The sequence below is a fragment of the Flavobacterium sp. NLM genome, assembly GCF_002210235.1.
GTDB classification, from domain to species: Bacteria; Bacteroidota; Bacteroidia; order Flavobacteriales; family Flavobacteriaceae; genus Flavobacterium; species Flavobacterium panici.
The window spans coordinates 419,737-437,158 of sequence record NZ_LIAC01000001.1 but is presented as its reverse complement, the minus strand read 5'-3'; the positions used below and the strand labels follow the sequence as shown (position 1 = coordinate 437,158).

General features: G+C 37.7%; 15 protein-coding genes. 5 read left to right on the top strand and 10 right to left on the bottom strand.

Annotated elements, in window-relative coordinates; translation table 11 throughout:
- Positions 1–2 precede the first annotated feature (2 nt).
- From APR43_RS01845 to APR43_RS01825, 4 genes are all read left to right on the top strand, one after another.
- Positions 3–296 carry a hypothetical protein gene (locus APR43_RS01845; RefSeq protein ID WP_123959099.1) on the top strand — a complete coding sequence of 98 codons (294 nt, stop codon included), beginning with the start codon at positions 3–5 and terminating at the stop codon, positions 294–296.
- A gap of 246 nt (positions 297–542) precedes the next feature.
- Positions 543–953: a hypothetical protein gene (locus APR43_RS01840; RefSeq protein ID WP_053471330.1), complete on the top strand. Its 411-nt coding sequence runs from the start codon at positions 543–545 to the stop codon at positions 951–953.
- A 686-nt stretch (positions 954–1,639) separates the two neighbouring features.
- A complete protein-coding gene (locus APR43_RS01830) occupies positions 1,640–2,344 on the top strand; it encodes a hypothetical protein (protein WP_053471328.1) in 705 nt (234 codons plus the stop codon).
- A 1-nt stretch (position 2,345) separates the two neighbouring features.
- The gene (locus tag APR43_RS01825; protein WP_053471327.1) at positions 2,346–3,014 is read left to right on the top strand and encodes a hypothetical protein; all 669 of its coding nucleotides are present in this window, start codon (positions 2,346–2,348) and stop codon (positions 3,012–3,014) included.
- Between the two features lie 1,064 nt (positions 3,015–4,078).
- Here APR43_RS01825 and APR43_RS24375 read toward each other — a convergent pair.
- From APR43_RS24375 to APR43_RS24635, 4 genes are all read right to left on the bottom strand, one after another.
- The gene (locus APR43_RS24375) at positions 4,079–4,243 is read right to left on the bottom strand and encodes a hypothetical protein (protein ID WP_165590680.1); all 165 of its coding nucleotides are present in this window, start codon (positions 4,241–4,243) and stop codon (positions 4,079–4,081) included.
- Complete coding sequence (locus APR43_RS01820; protein ID WP_205720326.1) at positions 4,240–4,812, bottom strand: zeta toxin family protein; 573 nt, start codon at positions 4,810–4,812, stop codon at positions 4,240–4,242. Before APR43_RS01820 ends, APR43_RS24375 begins: the two co-directional genes overlap by 4 nt.
- A 478-nt stretch (positions 4,813–5,290) precedes the next feature.
- Positions 5,291–6,040, bottom strand: a complete 750-nt coding sequence (locus tag APR43_RS01815; protein ID WP_053471326.1) for a hypothetical protein — start codon at positions 6,038–6,040, stop codon at positions 5,291–5,293.
- Between the two features lie 169 nt (positions 6,041–6,209).
- Positions 6,210–6,788, bottom strand: coding sequence for an SH3 domain-containing protein (locus APR43_RS24635; RefSeq protein WP_053471325.1), 579 nt, complete (start codon positions 6,786–6,788; stop codon positions 6,210–6,212).
- A 378-nt stretch (positions 6,789–7,166) separates the two neighbouring features.
- Between APR43_RS24635 and APR43_RS01805 the strand changes: the two genes are divergently transcribed.
- Positions 7,167–9,833, top strand: a complete 2,667-nt coding sequence (locus APR43_RS01805; RefSeq protein WP_053471324.1) for a UvrD-helicase domain-containing protein — start codon at positions 7,167–7,169, stop codon at positions 9,831–9,833.
- Between the two features lie 701 nt (positions 9,834–10,534).
- On the opposite strand, the gene APR43_RS01795 is transcribed toward APR43_RS01805, so the two are convergent.
- The 6 genes from APR43_RS01795 to APR43_RS01770 form a co-directional block, all read right to left on the bottom strand.
- Positions 10,535–11,164 (bottom strand): hypothetical protein, encoded by a 630-nt coding sequence (locus APR43_RS01795; RefSeq protein WP_053471323.1) that lies wholly within the window; start codon positions 11,162–11,164, stop codon positions 10,535–10,537.
- A 173-nt stretch (positions 11,165–11,337) separates the two neighbouring features.
- Positions 11,338–12,612: a hypothetical protein gene (locus tag APR43_RS01790; protein ID WP_123959096.1), complete on the bottom strand. Its 1,275-nt coding sequence runs from the start codon at positions 12,610–12,612 to the stop codon at positions 11,338–11,340.
- A 165-nt stretch (positions 12,613–12,777) separates the two neighbouring features.
- The gene (locus APR43_RS01785) at positions 12,778–13,431 is read right to left on the bottom strand and encodes a hypothetical protein (protein WP_123959093.1); all 654 of its coding nucleotides are present in this window, start codon (positions 13,429–13,431) and stop codon (positions 12,778–12,780) included.
- A 573-nt stretch (positions 13,432–14,004) separates the two neighbouring features.
- Positions 14,005–16,164 carry a xanthine dehydrogenase family protein molybdopterin-binding subunit gene (locus APR43_RS01780; protein WP_053471320.1) on the bottom strand — a complete coding sequence of 720 codons (2,160 nt, stop codon included), beginning with the start codon at positions 16,162–16,164 and terminating at the stop codon, positions 14,005–14,007.
- 27 nt (positions 16,165–16,191) lie between these two features.
- Positions 16,192–16,809 carry a hypothetical protein gene (locus APR43_RS01775; RefSeq protein ID WP_088636378.1) on the bottom strand — a complete coding sequence of 206 codons (618 nt, stop codon included), beginning with the start codon at positions 16,807–16,809 and terminating at the stop codon, positions 16,192–16,194.
- Between the two features lie 78 nt (positions 16,810–16,887).
- The gene (locus APR43_RS01770; protein WP_053471318.1) at positions 16,888–17,364 is read right to left on the bottom strand and encodes a (2Fe-2S)-binding protein; all 477 of its coding nucleotides are present in this window, start codon (positions 17,362–17,364) and stop codon (positions 16,888–16,890) included.
- Positions 17,365–17,422: the final 58 nt, after the last annotated feature.

The following is a 17,422-nucleotide window of genomic DNA, read 5'->3' as shown; positions in this document are numbered from 1 at the left end:
TTTTGCCAACAAAAGGCATCACAGAGGGCACCAGACAATTATACCCCTTCCCTGCGGGCTTCCGGAAAAGAATAAAAATGAAGAAATTTGAAATTAAAAAAGCAGCAGATAACAACTGGATGGCATCCCACAATGAGCACCCAAAATTCACCTGCCTTTTCGAGGATAAAAAATTTTATCTCAAAAGGACCATCACAGGGCTTTCCAGCCCGTCGGGTGACCTGAATGAAATTCTGCTGGTGCAGAAAATGGAAAAATGGCTCACAAGGTACCACAAGGATAAAATAAACCAGTAACGCTGCAGATCCGGGCAGTCATACTTATACCAGCGCCGCTTCTCATAAAACCATAAAAGCCAATACCCTAGCCCCGATAGCAGTGAAAATCCTTCTGCGCCGGGGTCTGGCGCAGAAGATTGCAACGGATAGCGGGAAAAAGCTCCCAAAAAACACGATCCTATGAAATCTAAAAAACCATACAACAACAACAGCAGCAAACCCAAAAAATAACATCCCATACAATTCAAAATGCCCATCAACCGTATGATCAAAAAACTAACCCGCCTCTCAGCCCAGAACCCAAAAATGCTGCTGCTGGCCGACAGCCTGGGGGCGCTGCTCAGCGCCCTGCTCCTATGGGCCCTGATGCAGGATTTCAGCCCCGCAGCCGGCATGCCCAAAAACGCCCTTTCCCTTCTTTTGGGCGCCTCGTTATGCCTTTGGCTTTATTCAGGGGCCTGCTTTTTGCTGGTAAAAGAAAAATGGGCCTTTTTTATCAGGACCTTAAGCGCGGCCAACTGCTTTTACTGCCTTGCGGCCCTCTTGATGGCGATCATCCACCGTAAAAATTTGACCTTTTTCGGGGCGGTTTACTTCTCAGGGGAAACAGCCCTTATCCTGGCCCTTGCCTGGATTGAACTGAGAACCGCGGGCAGGATTTCAAACAAGGCATAAAAACCGCTGTTTTTTTACATGCAAATGCTTTTGCATTACAGGGTGCCCTTTTTGCGCCAGCCTGCACAAAACAGGCATTCTGCCCTGTTATTACAGAGCATTCAAAAGAAATTAAATCAGTCAGCCTCTATGGATCAGTAGTGCTTATCCAGTATGAGCTTACTGGGCATCAAAGGGGCCGTTACCGGCATCACCGCCGCGGATCTGCTTTACACGCTGCCCCCAGTCTTTGAGCTGTAAGATTATCGGCAACAGTTCCCTGCCTGCAGCTGCGGTGCTGCAATAGCGCCGCAGTATTAAAATCCTTCTTCTCCCCTTCCCGGGTTTTACCCAGCACATGCAAAACTTCTTATTTCTAAAAAACAAAATTCCTATACTTATACTGAAAGCCTGCGGCGCATCCGGCACAGTGCCTGGTTACAATGTGCTGGTGTAAAAAAATTAACAAGTAAGTTTTAAAAGCAAATATTTTGTAAAACATTTTATGCTTGTAAAATCAGATTATGCTATAACACACTAAAAAATAGCATTCTGCTAATTATTTCGTAATCAGAAGACTACATATTAAACTTACAAAATTAACATTTTTTTAACTTTTTTCCTTCCGCCCATTTCTGCATTTACAGCTCTTACTTACAAATTACATCGTGTAATTTGTAAACAACCCATTAACTATTAAAAAAATTATGAAGAAAATTATTTTTATTTTCGCTTTAGGAATGCTGTTTTCCTGCACCAATGAAACTGAAACTTCAAAGGAGTCTGCAGATGCGGCTGTGATCAGACTTATGAAGACTGCTGATAAAAACAGTCTGACCCTCAAAGAGCGTAAGGAAATCTTAGAACATCTGGAAAAGAATCCCCAGGACATTAAATATCTGATGCCCGAAGGTTATTTAAAAGACCCCCGCACGGCAGTTCGAGATTCACCAGTCACTGCCAAAACAGCCGACTACACTCCTGCCGATTACATGAAGGTCCAGGTGTTTCCTGCAAATAGTGCTGATTTTGGAGGCAGTGTCGAAATCATCGGCATATCCGGCTACCAAACCCTTATTTATGGATGGACGATGGCCTACAATTTATTAGGGTTATTTGATATAATGTCCTTTGAGAACCTTACAGTTGCTAATAACGGGCCGCTGGGAAATTATAATTACAGTTATATAATAGTATCTGCATATCATGCCGGCAGCGGGCTCAGGGGTGCATCTGGTCCTTTAGGCTGGAGTGAAACCGGTAGAAATGTGGCCTATACATCCAACTATTTTTGGTTCTATACCTCTGGAAATTTGATACAGGGCAACTCTTCACTGCCTTTTGCACAAAACAAAAACGGAAATATCAATTCAATTGTATATTCAAATGGTGTTTACAGCACGGGGTATTAATATGAAAGTTTTTTCAATCTCTATTCTAATAACAGCTGCTGTGTGCGGTCTTTTTTTCTTAAAGGGAAGTTCTCAGAAGAGCAGTAAAGGTGTATATGTTATTTCACTTGAAAGCCTGCAGAACGGCCAAAGAATCTTTAAATTTCCTGATGACAGCATTTTTGTCAGCGCAGACCTTGCCGTTGAGCAGATCATGCGGCTGGACCAATTCGATTTTAACGGAAAGACCAGTCTGATGCAGTCTGTAGAAACCTATTATCTTATTGATTTTCATAGGGACCTCTTTAAGGACCTGGGAAGGGATCTTGAGCAGAAAACAGAAAAAATCCCGTGGAAAAATCTGCGCGAAAAAAGCTATGGGACTAACTTCCGGGGAGATCTGCATTTTAATGAAAATTTTAAAATAAAGGATACTGTCTGGGAAGGAAAGAAAATCAAGAAAATCAGCTATACCTCTGAAAACCGGGAAAAATATGATATTCTACTGGAGCAGTTTCCAACAGAAGAGAGACCCCCTGTCTTTTTTGACGTAATTGAGCCGAGATTCAAGGGACGGGTCCTGAAGATGACCACCAGCTATCCCGACGGCAAAGGCATGGTGGTTTATACCACCAAATTTGTGCCACTGGACACACATCCGGTGCTGGAGGCATTGAGCAGTTTAAAATGAAGCAGGTTCATTAAAGATTCTCTGCGGCAGTCTTGAAGTGAAGACCATAAAAAGCAGAAGCCTTGTTCTCCTTTTTTGCTTATGCCGGCCGGTTAAGAATTGCTCTGGAAAGTGAAGGCCTTTTTACGCTGTTAATTTTTAGACTTGATCCTATTTCTGCTGCAAAAAAGCTGCGGAGAATTTTAAAAATTGTTTTTCATTTTAAAAAGTTATACTATAAAAAATAATTAAGGGTGCAAAAAATGCACCCTTAATTTAGCTTCATTTATATCCATATTCCGTTAGTTAACCTAGAGAAAATCCATACTTGGACATACAAAATTCCGCAATACCATTATGCTTTAGGACAGCCTGCTGAAATTTAAAGCTAATTAAAAGAGGTCGTTCTGATAATGGTTCGGTTCCTCTTTTCTCTAAAATGCGGGATAAAATCTTGTCTGATACGGATTACGCTAAGTAAATTGGCATTAATTTGACGGACTATCCTTTAATTGTTATATTATACCAGAGCATCCGATAATCCATAGCCGGCATTATTGAATACCACATCAATTTCATGTAATGAAATTAACAGCTTCTTTAATCTGTCCCAGATCAGCAGCATATAGTTTAAATACGGTAACATTTTACAGTTCCGCTAATTCTTTATCTTCCTCAAGATCCCGCATGGTCGCAATTACGTTCCAGCCTTTTTGACTGAAAAAGTTTGGCAGCTGCTTTTCTCAAACCTGACTATGATCCACAACCAAATCATTCTCCCCATTAAATTAACAAAACCTTTTAATCCACCTCCCCTCACCACCCAAAACTAAACTAAAAAATCTAGCAACTAACTAACTAACTAACTAACTAACTAACTAACTAACTAACTAACTAACTAACTAACTAACTAACTAACTAACTAACTAACTAACTAACTAACTAACTAACTAACTAACTAACTAACTAACTAACTAACTAACTAACTAACTAACTAACTAACTAACTAACTAACTAAGCAAATAAATAATAATAAAAAAAAGCCCACATTTCTGAGAGCTTTCAATTTTTATTTAAATACTTTTTTATAAAGAGCTTGCTTTAATCCTTACGATTTTACCATCCTTCATAACCACTAGATCGCTGTTATTCTTCTTTTTAAACTCAATTAATTTTTCAGCAACTTTATCCATTGCCTCTATGATCTTCTTCTGAGTCGGTGTTGTTGTTGTTTTGTGTTCTCCCATCATCTGTTATTTTTGAGTTTATCTAACTTGATTTTATTTATAATCTCAATAGGATTGCCTAATGTTTTTTGTGCTATCAATTCAGCTTTTACATCTGTATTGTCAAAAATCAATGCCTCATTGACTATTGGCAGATAGATATCAAATAAATTAATTATTCCGTTTTTATACCTGCGTCTAATAACGTCGGTTTCAATGTTATGCCCCCCTTCCTGAACCCTTGTCCTAACCCTCTCGATAGCCAAGTCGACACTATCTAGCCAAAAAAATAAAAGCATTACTTTATAGCCTTTCTGCTGAGCTGCAATTATTTTCTGTTTATAGCTTTTCGTCGCTAAAGTAGTTTCGAAAGCAAAGACCTCACCATTGGCTAATAATTCATTTATTCTGTGAAGCATTATCCTTCCCGCTTCAAAGGCAGCCTTTTCAGGCTGGAAAGGAGAAAGGCCTTTAGCTATTTCATCCGCATTGACAAACTCTTTGCATTGTAATATCTCGGGAAGAATTGTAAAGGAGGCTGTAGTTTTACCCGCACCATTACAGCCAGCTATTATATAGAGATTTTTATCCATTATTACAAAGATAAGAATTTCAGATATAATAACATTCATTCTTTACAGTTGAAAATATATCTTTCAATAATCCGTGCATCTAGACAAAAACTTAAAATCACGTCCGCCTTCAACCAACTCCCCCATCGCCGGCCAAAACAAAAACAACAATAAAAAACATCAAAAAACAAAACTAACTAACTAACTAACTAACTAACTAACTAACTAACTAACTAACTAACTAACTAACTAACTAACTAACTAACACCTTTAAATAAACTAATCTTTATGGCCAGCTTCTTCCCTGCCAGTCCAAATAAAGAAATTGAAAAAATCTAAAGCTGACTGGCATGACTTTTCTGATAGATTTCATAACCTAATGCATCCCATGGAAAAAATCCGGGATACCAATTAGGTGTGGCTGCAGTTGCGATTTCTGACCAGTTTTTATAAGTTTCAATTCATAAGTTTGAGTATGTTAAGGATTTAATATAATTTTTTATAGAACTGAAAAATTTAGAAATTTTTTGAAGGTTATGGCATCTGTTTCATAATACTTTGTAGCTTTCTGACTTTCATCATCTTCATATTCCATATCCATACTATAAGAATTGGCATCGTATAGGTAAAATTGCACAAGGTTTTTTGCTTTAAAGTAATATATATTCAAACCTAATCTATGTTCAAAAAAATCTCGATTATGTGAATTCTGCTTAACATTAGAAGCCAGGTCTTTTGCTATATTCCTATCATTGAAGGTTTGGGTATTAATAAACATCAAAGTGCCCTCATATAATATTCTCATTGTTGTTTTATTTAGATAATCAGGTGTTAACTTGTATGCATTAGCTAATTCTGCCTTTGATACTACATAGTATTTACAACTGACTTTATTGTTCCAGCCTTTTTGGATTGAACTATAAGTATAAAAACCATCCCTGTATTTTTTAATTATAATCGCATATGCACTATCAGCAATTTTTACGTCTTTTATTTCAAGCGAATTAAAATTGTCAGTACCTAAACCATACGACTCATAGTTACCTAAAAGCTTTTGATTTTCACCAAGATCTTGAGGTATTTTATTCTTTCCGCTTATCCATTGTCCAGAAGAGTTTTTTAACCAACCGGTAGCTAATATTAATGCGCTACTTTTTTTTGTTATTATTGGCAATGGTTCATCCATTCGATTTTGAGCATTGATGCTGGCTGTAAGCAATGTAAAAATTATAAGTAGATTTATTTTCATAAGATACTTGTTGGTATATTTAAATTTATTAACATTAAAAATAAACTAATAATACATAGATCTGATAGAATTGAACATCGTAACTACGTAATTTTTAATTCAAAAAAGTTGTTCATTATTCGGAGGCAATACTACTTTATCTACAAAAAGCAAATGTGAATTCCACATTCTACATCTTATAGACATACTCCGCCTTCACGTATCCAAAATTCCCTGACTGGATCACCTTCACCTGCAGCCAGTCCCCGTCAATGGCTATCACCATCAAGAGATCATATTTTTTAAGGGGCTCTATAACTGCAGATTCATTTCCTGGCTCTTCACGCAGCTTTAGAGTTTCAGAATTTACAGCGACTATATCCTCAGGATGATAGATAGCTGTCTTTTTTTCGCTTACGGCTTCTTTCTTTGCCTTGGATTTAACGGACTCTTCGGAAGTAAGAGAAACGGTCTGTACTTTTTTAGACGGACTATTGACGCTACTTCTTGAAGAAGAAGAAGTGCTTGCGCGCGGAGCCGTATACCTCGCAGGCGGCGAATAGGTAGCGCAAACTCCGCAGCTTCCCCCATTCGAACAATGTGCGCATCTGCTGCAGTTTGAGCATGCGCTGCAGTAAGCGCTCCCTGTGCATCTCCCCGCTTCTTTTGGTTTGGCATCACAACAGCTTGCCATGAGCTTATCGTTCTGCGCATTAGCACATAATACCGTAAAAAAGAGTAAGGTGTAATAAAAAAGTATTTTTATCATGGTCAAATAGTTATGTTTCAGGCAAACATAAAGAAAGCTTTCCTCTAAAGTTTACGGTTTTCCGTAATTAGCAGATATTTCAAATCAAGACAATTGCAGCTTTATGCGATCTCTAATAAAAAGAATTACTTATTTAATAAATCCTTCAATTAAAACTCCCCATTCAAAACAACTCCCCCATCACCGGCCAAAATCAAAATAAAAGAAATCTGCAACAATTAAACAATCAAGTACAAAAAGAAACTAACTAACTAGAAATAATATGCATTTACAACAGGTATTTATACGGGCAATACTTTGCCTGTAATTTGTATTTTTGAAAAGGCATCCAAAAACTGTTTGTAAACAGATACCTAATACCAAAAATAAAAAGTAAATATGGTTATAACGATCATTCTTATTTGCATCGCGACAGTATTTTTTGTTATTGTCTACCGACAAAATCTAGAAAAGAAAAAGTATCTAGAAGAAAAGTACATTATTAATCTAGATCAAGCTAAGAATTTTATCAACCACATCGAGAAATTAAGCGACTACATTACATGGGTGGAACGTGACCGTATAAAGTCTGAATATTCATTATCAGGGCAATTCTTTAAAAACCGAACCAATTTTTACAAAAAAGAAGAGACTGTAAAAAAGTTTAATGACATTTTTCAGGATTTTGATTTATATATCGTCCAGTACAACCAAAATTACGTCAGCTCCCAGAAAGAAAAACTAAAACTGTATTTCGACAATATTGAAGAAAAAAAACTCGATGACCAGCAGCGCACCGCAGTTATAACAGATGAGTATTCAAACTTGATCATTGCAGGGGCAGGTTCAGGAAAAACGCTCACCATTCTAGGGAAAGTCCAATACCTTATCAAGCAGAAAAACATACAGCCTGATGAAATCCTGCTGCTGTCCTTTACCCAGAAAACAGTTGCCGAATTGAATGAGAGACTGCAGAAGCTCAATCTTGGCGTACAGGCCACCACCTTTCACAAACTCGGTTATGATACCATTAAAAGATTTAATGCTGCTGTTCCCGCAGTCACCAATGAAAACACTTTAAGCGCCGTTATCAGGGAATATCTGAAAACCGATATTCTGGATGATGACCAAGCCCTGCAGTCCTACATCCAATATGTATCCTGCTATATGAATATTCCCGAAGAGCATGACAGCTACGATTCATTGGGAGAAAAACTGGACACAGAGAAAGGAATCGATTTCCAAACACTGAGATCAAAATGCGAGCCGCTAAATATAGTGGCAAACCCCAATCTCAATACCATGAATGGAGAAAGAGTCAGAAGCGTAGAAGAGCTTATAATTGCCAATTTCCTTTACCTCAATGGAATTGAATATGAGTATGAAAGGCCTTATCCCTATGGCGATGCAATGTACCGTCCTGATTTCTTTCTGACAGATTATAATATCTATCTGGAGCATTTCGGCGTAGATGAGCATAATCAGGCAAAATGGCTTACTCCATTCCATGAACAGAAATATGTGGAAGACATGGAGATGAAAAGAAATACCCACAAACAGCATAAAACCAAGCTTCTGGAAACTTACTCCTATTACAACAGGGACAAAATCCTGCTGGAGAAGCTTAAAAATATGCTGATAGCAGAGAATGTATCTTTTAAGCCCAGAGACACGAAGGATATCTATTCAAAAGTATCGGAAGATGGGAAAAACTTCGGAAAGGAGATAAACAGGCTTATTGAAAGCTTTATCAATCTCATCAAATCCAGACAGCTGAACAATAGTTCATTAATGGAACTGCTGTCAGAGAAAAATAAATCCCAGGACACTTTCATGATCGAACGACAGGAAATGTTCCTGCAGTTTGCACTCCCCATTCTTGAAAAGTACGGCCAGAGGCTGAAGGAAAGGAATGAAATTGATTTCAATGATATGATCAATAAAGCCGCAGAGTCTGTAAAAATGAATAGGCCCAGCTATCCATACAGATATATAATCATTGACGAATACCAGGACATTTCTTTTTCCAGATTTAATCTGATTAAAGAAATTCGGGATCTTTCAGGCGCAAGACTTACTTGTGTTGGAGATGACTGGCAATCCATTTACCGTTTTGCAGGCAGTGATGTCTCCCTGTTCAGCAATTTTGAAAAGCATGTCGGCAAATATGAGAAGCTGCTGATCGAGCAGACTTACAGAAATTCCCAGTCCCTTATCGATATCAGCTCAAAATACATCCAGAAAAACCCAAAACAGATTGCCAAAAAGCCACGCTCCAATAAAGAGCCCTTGGAGAATCCTTTACATTTTGTATACTATAAGCTCGATGAGATAGAGGGTGTTTTCATAAATCAAATACAAAATCTAGCCAATAAATATGGGAACAAATCAATACTTGTCTTGGGAAGACACGGTTTTGACATTAAAGATCTGATAAAGCTAAAACCGGACAGCAGAATAAAATACGTTGAAAGAACTGACACACTGGAAGTCAGAGGATTTGAAGAAATTAATATCAAATATCTGACTGTGCACAAGTCTAAAGGAACAGAGGCCGATAATGTCATTATTCTGAATCTTCAAAACGATCTGCTGGGATTTCCCAATAAAATGACCGATGACCCCATTTTATCGCTCCTGCTGAGTGATGAAGAAGAATACAGATTTGCGGAAGAACGCAGGCTGTTTTATGTTGCCCTGACAAGAACAAAGAATGAAGCTGTGCTGCTGATTCCCACGGACGCTTCACTATTTACGGAAGAACTTCTTACAGACAATAATTACCTACTGGCTAAAAAAGGCGGAAATCTGCACGCCGCTAACTGCCCATACTGTAAGACAGGCAAACTGGTCACCAGACAAAATCAAAATACCAGAAGCCAGTTTCTAGGATGCTCGCACTATCCTAACTGCAATCAGACCTATAAGAACCTAGAAATTTTAGATGATCAATTTCTATGCTCCAGCTGCGAAAGCGGTTTCATGGTTAAAAGATCAGGAACATACGGAGACTTTTTAGGATGCACAAATTACCCTGGTTGCAGAAATACCATAAATTTAAAATAAACTGCCAAAATTGTCATAACCTAACAAATTATCTGCTGTACCGCATTTTAAGAACGCTTAATCGTCTACCCGTTCAAATAAACCAGCCTGTCCAACCAACCACCCCGTCACCGGCCAAAATCAAAATAAAAAAAATCAACAGCAATTAAAACAATCTAAAAAGAAACTAACTAACTAACTAACTAACTAACTAATAATTCTTCCTTTAAATTTCCTGATTGATATCCTTTTTGTAAGCGTTGCAGCCATACTCAATCTGCTGTCTTTTTTTGCAAACACAACATTTATAACGCTGATTACCCTTAGATTGAAATCCATTTTTTATGCATTTACCATTGCAAAAATTACATTTTATTTTCATGACCTAATTTGGAACACTAAGTTGAGGCAAAAGCACTTTAAGGCTTATTAAAAGACAAAAAAGAAAGAGACGACCTGATGGTCATCTCTTTCTTTTTTCAATAATTTAAATTTAATACTCTTTTTCAGCTAGTTAAATGATTAAATTACATAAACACCTAATCTGTAACATTACCGGATAATCACGCGCGCAGGGAATTCGAAATAGGGAAACTGGGCAACCAGGAGATTTGCCAGGTTCCAAAATACAGATCCAACTTTCCATTAAGGCTGTTGCCCAAATCCGTTTTAAGCGCTATAGGCCAAATGTCCAAATTCGTTGTAGCATATTCGCTGTGTATTTATTCAATTACATATAGTAATTTCGGAGCGCCTGCATCATGTTCGCCAACCGCTAAATAAAAAGGTTTTTTAAAATTTAATTTACTAAATATATTCTCGTGGTGAGCCCTTAAAAAAGTATGGTATGATTCAATAAATGCTGCAGTTTCAAATAAATTATAAATATCCATTAAGTCCTCCCAATCATCAAAATCATTTTCTTTTCCCTGAATTTCTCTGGTCAAATCAGAAAGTAATGGAATTATACACCCTGGCAAACAAGAAATGTTTTCTAAATAATTCAGCCGCTCGTCCATAGTTTTAAAAATAGGCGATTCAATGCTACTGTAATTGAAATCGATGGCAAAGGTATCAAATGCGCCGCCGTACAGCCCTCCATGCTCAAAATAAAGCATATTGAACTCTTTTTTCAGGTCATTATTGTACTTGTCATTCAACCAGTAATTATTAATATTTGTTTTCAAATCATTAAACATGCTTTCAATATTTTTATTGCTATCATGTTCTTTCCAAAGATTATAAAACTCAAGTTGGGTTTTGTTGTCTGTTAATTTTAGACTTTCAGTTACGTTTTTTTCTAATTGAATTTCGGTCTCTTTTAATCTTTCGATTATGGTTTTATTTTTCATAATAGTATTTTTAATATAACAGCAGATTTTCTTGACTTAAACTAGATATTGCATTAAATGAGCCCTATTCTTCGACTTTATCAAATCCTCCAAATCCAGAACTATTTTCAATTAATCTAATTACCCAAATCTATTCTACAAATTTTTAATCGTTTGATCATTAAATATTATTGTCAGTTTTTAAAGAAAATCTCATATCCCAATTCTATTTTTACAATTATAATATTGAGTTTTTCCTTAATTAAATTTAATCCATCAGCATCAAATAAATATTTGGTCTGGTAGGAAAAATGATATTGCTCTCCTTTTTTAAAATCGTTCTTATTGGATTTTTTTACCACTTCTATATGAAATTCTATATTTTCAATTTCCGTAGACAAATCAGAATATTTCCTGATACTTTTGATTTCTTCTGCTGTTAACTTTTGATTTTCAAAATCAAAATCTATACAGCCATTTTCTTTTAATTTTTCATAAGTATTTTGGTCAGCCAATACAATTCCGAAATCGCAAATTTCATAAGAGAGTAAATAGAATTTCTTTTGAACATGAGCTTCTGTTAATTCCAAAATTTCATTTAAAACAATAGTAATTCTTTCGTTATCGATATAATGGCTATATTTTTGAAAAAAAGTTTTAAAAATTTTATTCTTTATTTCTAACTCAATAAAATATTTATCTTCTTTTTCTTGAATAGCTGTAATGGAATAATCAATACTTATATCTAGTAAATTGAAACTTTTATCAAAAATTTCCATGTAATCCTTACCTTCAAAAATACCATCCGGAACATCATAAAAGAATTCCTTATTTGAAATTATATTCTCTAATTTCTCCAATGCATTGCCATAATAAGCATTATTTTGCAACGATAATTTATTGAGGTCTAAATAAAAATCTATTTTTTTATCTAAAGCCAAAGGTTTAAAATTAGAATTATCTAAATCAATATAGACTACCTCGGATGTATTTTCTTCAACAAATAAAGCGCCATTGCTCTTATTACGGGCTATAGGAATTAAATTTTCTACACGGAATACTGGATAAAACTCGCTATTGACAAAGTCGAGAATTGCTTCTTTTAAGAAACTTGGATTATTAAAATTGCTGTCTCTACTGCTATAATTTAAAACTTTAAACTCGCCAAAATAAGGAACCTCAAAAATAACTTCTTTATTATGTTTTATTCTAAATTCTAAAATTTCTTTAATAAAACTAGGTATTTGCAGGTTTTCACGTTCTTCAAATCTGCGTATAGCTTTAAATTTGCCATTATTCAAAAATATTATTTTTAGCGTTTTAACAATTGATACAAAACTTCCGTAAATTATCATTAAAAGTCCCATATAATGAAACAATAACGCATTTAAAGAATATAAATAATAGCCAAAAAGGATTAAAATTATACCAATTAATATATTTATTAAGTTTCTATTTTTAGAATTCATTTTATGTTTAATTATTTAGTGTATGATGTGGTTTAACCAACTAACACTTTGAACCTGAGTTCATGAGGCTTCAAAGTACAAAGTTTCCTGTTTTTGTGTATATGAAACGCAATGCTCCTGGCTTAAAATTTTGAGTCCGCCCGGAGCCTGTTAGATATTTGTAAATTATTGCTGGAGTTCATTTAATATTTTTTTCGGAGCATAGTATATTTGAAATCCTCTCTCTAATGATTTTTCTATAAATCTATTATATTTCATGCATGCAGTTTCCTTGTCTTTAAATTTTAAGAGCCCGGCACCAGTCAACATTTCATTATTTCGAATTTCACAAATATCCCACTTGGAGTAATCTGTTGGGTCCATTAAACAACAAACAGTCTGTACTTGAATACTATCAATAAATGATTCTAAATCACAGATTCCTTTTTCCAATTTGTATTTCAGCCAATCCTTGTCTGATAAGTCAGAGACATGGAAAATATGAATAGTGTCCTTCAATTTATTTAATAACACAATTTCAGCTGAACCATATAAATTTCCAATTTGTATAAAATCATAGGGAACTTCTGGTCTGAATTCACTCTCGAATAATTTTAGGTTTTCCAGGCTGTCTAAAAAACTAAACGGTTTTTCAAATTCTTCATCATCACCTTCAATTATTAGGTTCGCTGGTATGGCAAGTAAATTGTCTCCAAAAATCTTAAAGGAATGAACCTGTCTGAAGTTTTCAGGGAATACCAAAAGGTTTTCTCCGGACAGTTCTAATTTTTTTGAAAGGTGTCCAATTTGTTTTTCAAGCTCCGTGAGTTTGTCGGTCATTTTATCGCTATTAAAATCTATATTTTTCACTGACCATATAGTATGACGCATAAGGTCAGTTTATGGAAAAACTTTGTTTGTTTTACCTCAAATGTAACAAAAAAGTTGTTCTAAAAAATGATTTTTGAGTTTTTAGAAATACAACATATCATAGGAATTCATCACAGCCAAATCCATTTTTTCAGTATACAAATCCCCTATAGGCTGAATTGGCACGATTCGGTTTAGGGATTTGGAAAACTTTATTATCTTATGGTATAAAAGCATCATAAAGTATGTCTTAACAATAGTGTGGACCCAACAATTAGCCCCGATAGCAGTGGAAATCCTTTTGTGCCGGGGTTCGGCACAAAAGATTGAAACGGATAGCGGGAAAAAGCTCCAAAAAAAACAATATCAAACGAAAAAAATACAACCAAAAATTACCACAAGGCGACCATAATTCCCAAAACCCGATCAAAGCCCCAAAACACGCAGCCAAAAACACGCAGCCAAAAACACCCAGCCCCCTTATAAGAAACCCCAAAGCGGCCCCAAAGACATAACGGTGAAGAACATAGAAAAAGACCTAAACTATACCTGCTCCAGGTTAAAAGGAAGTTCCCTTATTCTTTTTCCTGTCAAATCAAAAATAGCATTGGTAAGCGCCGGCGCAAATGGCGGAAGGGCAGGCTCGCCCACTCCCCCGGCATCGGCATCATTCTCCATCACATGTACCTGCATTTGGGGCATATCATAGATGCGCGGCATATTGTAAGAGTAAAAATTCTGCTGATCTGCCATCCCATCTGTAAAAGTCATCTCATGGAAGGCAGCGGCTCCCAGTGCCATTATGATAGAGCCCTCTATCTGGGCCTCAATTATATCGGGGTTTACATACCAGCCGCAATCCATAACAGCCCATACTTTATCTACCCTCACCCCTCCTTCAGGCTTATGGGAAACCTTTACGATCTGCCCCACGGTACTGTCAAAACATTCGGTGATGGCAACGCCAAATCCTTCGTTTTTTTTTCTTGCCTTCCATCCCGATACTTCTTCCATCTTATCGATAAGTTTCTGAAGGCGCTGTTGCTTTAAATATTTTCTTCTAAAATCCAGTGGGTCTTTCCCGGCCGCATGCGCCATTTCGTCCATAAAGCTCTCATAGGCAAAACCATTGGTAGAGGCATAGACAGACCTCCACCAGAGCACTGGTATTGGCGTTTCAAAAGGAATATCAGAGAAACTTATATTTTTAACCGACTCGAAATAGGGCGCCAAAAACCCTTCTGTAGTGCTTCCATTGGCTTTTCCCCTATTCTCGGACATCCAGTGGTCGATGTTCTGGCCCGCCATACGAAACTTTACGGCGGTCATTTCCCCATCCTCTATAACACCTTCTCCCCTATAGGAAATACCCGGCCTGAAAGGCCCCTGGCTGGCATCATCTTCCCTTGTCCATACGACCTGGACAGGTCCCCTGATCTCCTTGGAGATCACAACGGCCTCATGAACGAAATCCGTAAAGGCCTTTCGTCCAAAACCACCGCCTAAAAAAGTCATATTTACGATAACCGAATCCAGAGGGATCCCGAAACTTGCACTTATAAATTCCTGCATCCAGTCCGGGGCCTGCAGGGGTCCCCAAATTTCAATTTTATCTCCCTGATGGTGCGCTATGCAATTTAAAGGCTCCATTGCATAGTGCGACTGGTAGGGCGTCTGATAGGTCACATCGAGCTTTTTTACTGCACCCTCTATAATTTTATCGGGATCACCCACTTTTTTAAAGATAAGCCCCTGCTCATTTTGCAGTAGCCCCAATTGCCTTTTGGATATTTCAGCGCTGTCCAAGTGCTCAAAGCCGCTGTCGTCCCAAACTATTTTTAATGCTTTTTTGCCCTGCAGGGCAGCCCAGGTATTGTCCGCTATTACTGCCACCCCTTCACGCAAGGTGTTATGGACCTTCATTTTTATCTTAAATACCTTTTTTACCCCGGCAATTTTCAAGGTCTCGCTGTCATCATAGCTCACGAGCTTTCCCCGCAGCCTGGGATTGCGCTCTACTGCTGCAAAAAGCATCCCGGGAATTCTTTTATCAATTCCAAATACGGCAGTTCCATTGGTTTTTCTGGCCGTATCAATTCGTCGGATACCTTTGCCAATCAGCTTATAATCCGAGCGTTTTTTTAATTTTACCTCTAAAGGGGCAGCCAGTTTGGAGGCTTTCTGGGCCAACTCCCCATAATGCAGGCTTTTTCCCGACGGCCTATGGATGACATGGCCTGATTGGGCAAAACATTCACCTGCCGGCACAGCCCAGACACCGGCCGCTGCAGCGATGAGCATTTCCCTGGCCGTGGCGCTTAACTTGAGAAGATTTTTATACGAACCTCTAATTGTGGAGCTTCCCCCTGTGATCTGGCCCCCATATTTCTTACTTCCCTGTGCAAATACCACATTAATATCCTTGAGGTCCACTTCAAGCTCTTCGGCTATAATTTGGGGTACAGAATGAAAAGAACCCTGCCCCATTTCTGCGCGATGGTCTATAAGGGTTACCTGGCCGCTTTGCTCAATAATAATCCAGGCATTCATCTCCACCGAATCAAGCATGCCCAGCTGCGGATTTACGATATTGGCCGATGCACCCGCGCTGTTAAATACACCAAGGTAGAAAGCCGTTCCCCCTATACCAGCCAGTTTAAGAAAACTTCTCCTTGAGACTGGCACTTTATTTGACTCTGACATGTTTTTGAGTATTTTATTGTAAATTCATTATTTAGCCGGCGCATAGGCCCCGTTTTTAATCCAGGCAGTCCACGCTCTTTTAAATTCGCTGTGGCTCATCGGGGGCATTGAATGCCCCTGGGCAGGCTTCCAGCCTGCCAGCACCAGTTCGTCATCGGCATGCTCCAGGAGCTGTTTCATATTCTTATTGCCGTTTTGTTTCAGGTCTACTAGCTGTTTGGCAAGATCATGTGCCGATTTGCCCTGAAAAACCATTTTCATATTAGCCGGGGGCAAATGCCAGTTTGGAGCCCCAGGAGGCGCATTAGGACCTGCAGTATTTTCCAATTGGTGGCAATTGGCACACTTCATGGCATAAAGCCCTTTACCGTCTGCTCCACGTTTTGGAAACATTTTGTGGATATGGCTGTCATCTCCCTGCAGGGGTATATCCCCAATGGGATGGCAGTTAACACATCTGGGGCTCATCAGCACACTATATACTTTCTCAAAAGCCTTTACCGATGCTATACTGTCCTTTGCAATAGGGGCGGGTATATCTTTGTATACTTTATCGGAACTGTATGTATTGCTAAAACCAAAAGCTGCAATGGTAATCATAACCAGGATTACAGCTGCAATTGAGCCGCCTTTTTTTCGGAGCATAACACTTATGTTTTTTGAGTACCTATTTTTTATCATACTGAAGAATTGAAAAGTTGTATAAATTTAGAATCCTAGAGATCACTTTGATTTCTCAGCTGATTTTCGTTGTATTTCCGCAGCAATATGTATCGCTTTTCGAATTCTGGGATAAGTACCGCAGCGGCAAATATTACCGGCCATTGCATTGTCTATATCCTGATCTGTAGGGTTGTTATTCTCACGAAGCAGTACGGCAGCTGACATAATTTGCCCGGAATGGCAATAACCACACTGCGGAACATCAATATTTTGCCATGCCTGCTGCAAAGGATGATCATTGTTTAAAGATAAGCCTTCAATGGTAGTGATTTTTTTCCCCTGCGCACGGCTCACCTTAGTAACGCAGGAGCGCACTGCTTCCCCGTCAAGATGTACCACACAGGCACCGCATTGCGCCACGCCGCATCCATACTTTGTACCGGTTAGCTGGAGAATATCACGCAACGCCCAAAGCAGAGGCATATCACTGCTAATGTCACAATCATGTGATTTATTATTTACATTTAATTTAATCATATTCTAATTAATTTAGTTTTTATTTAAAATTAATCATAAATACTTTAGGATTTAATTT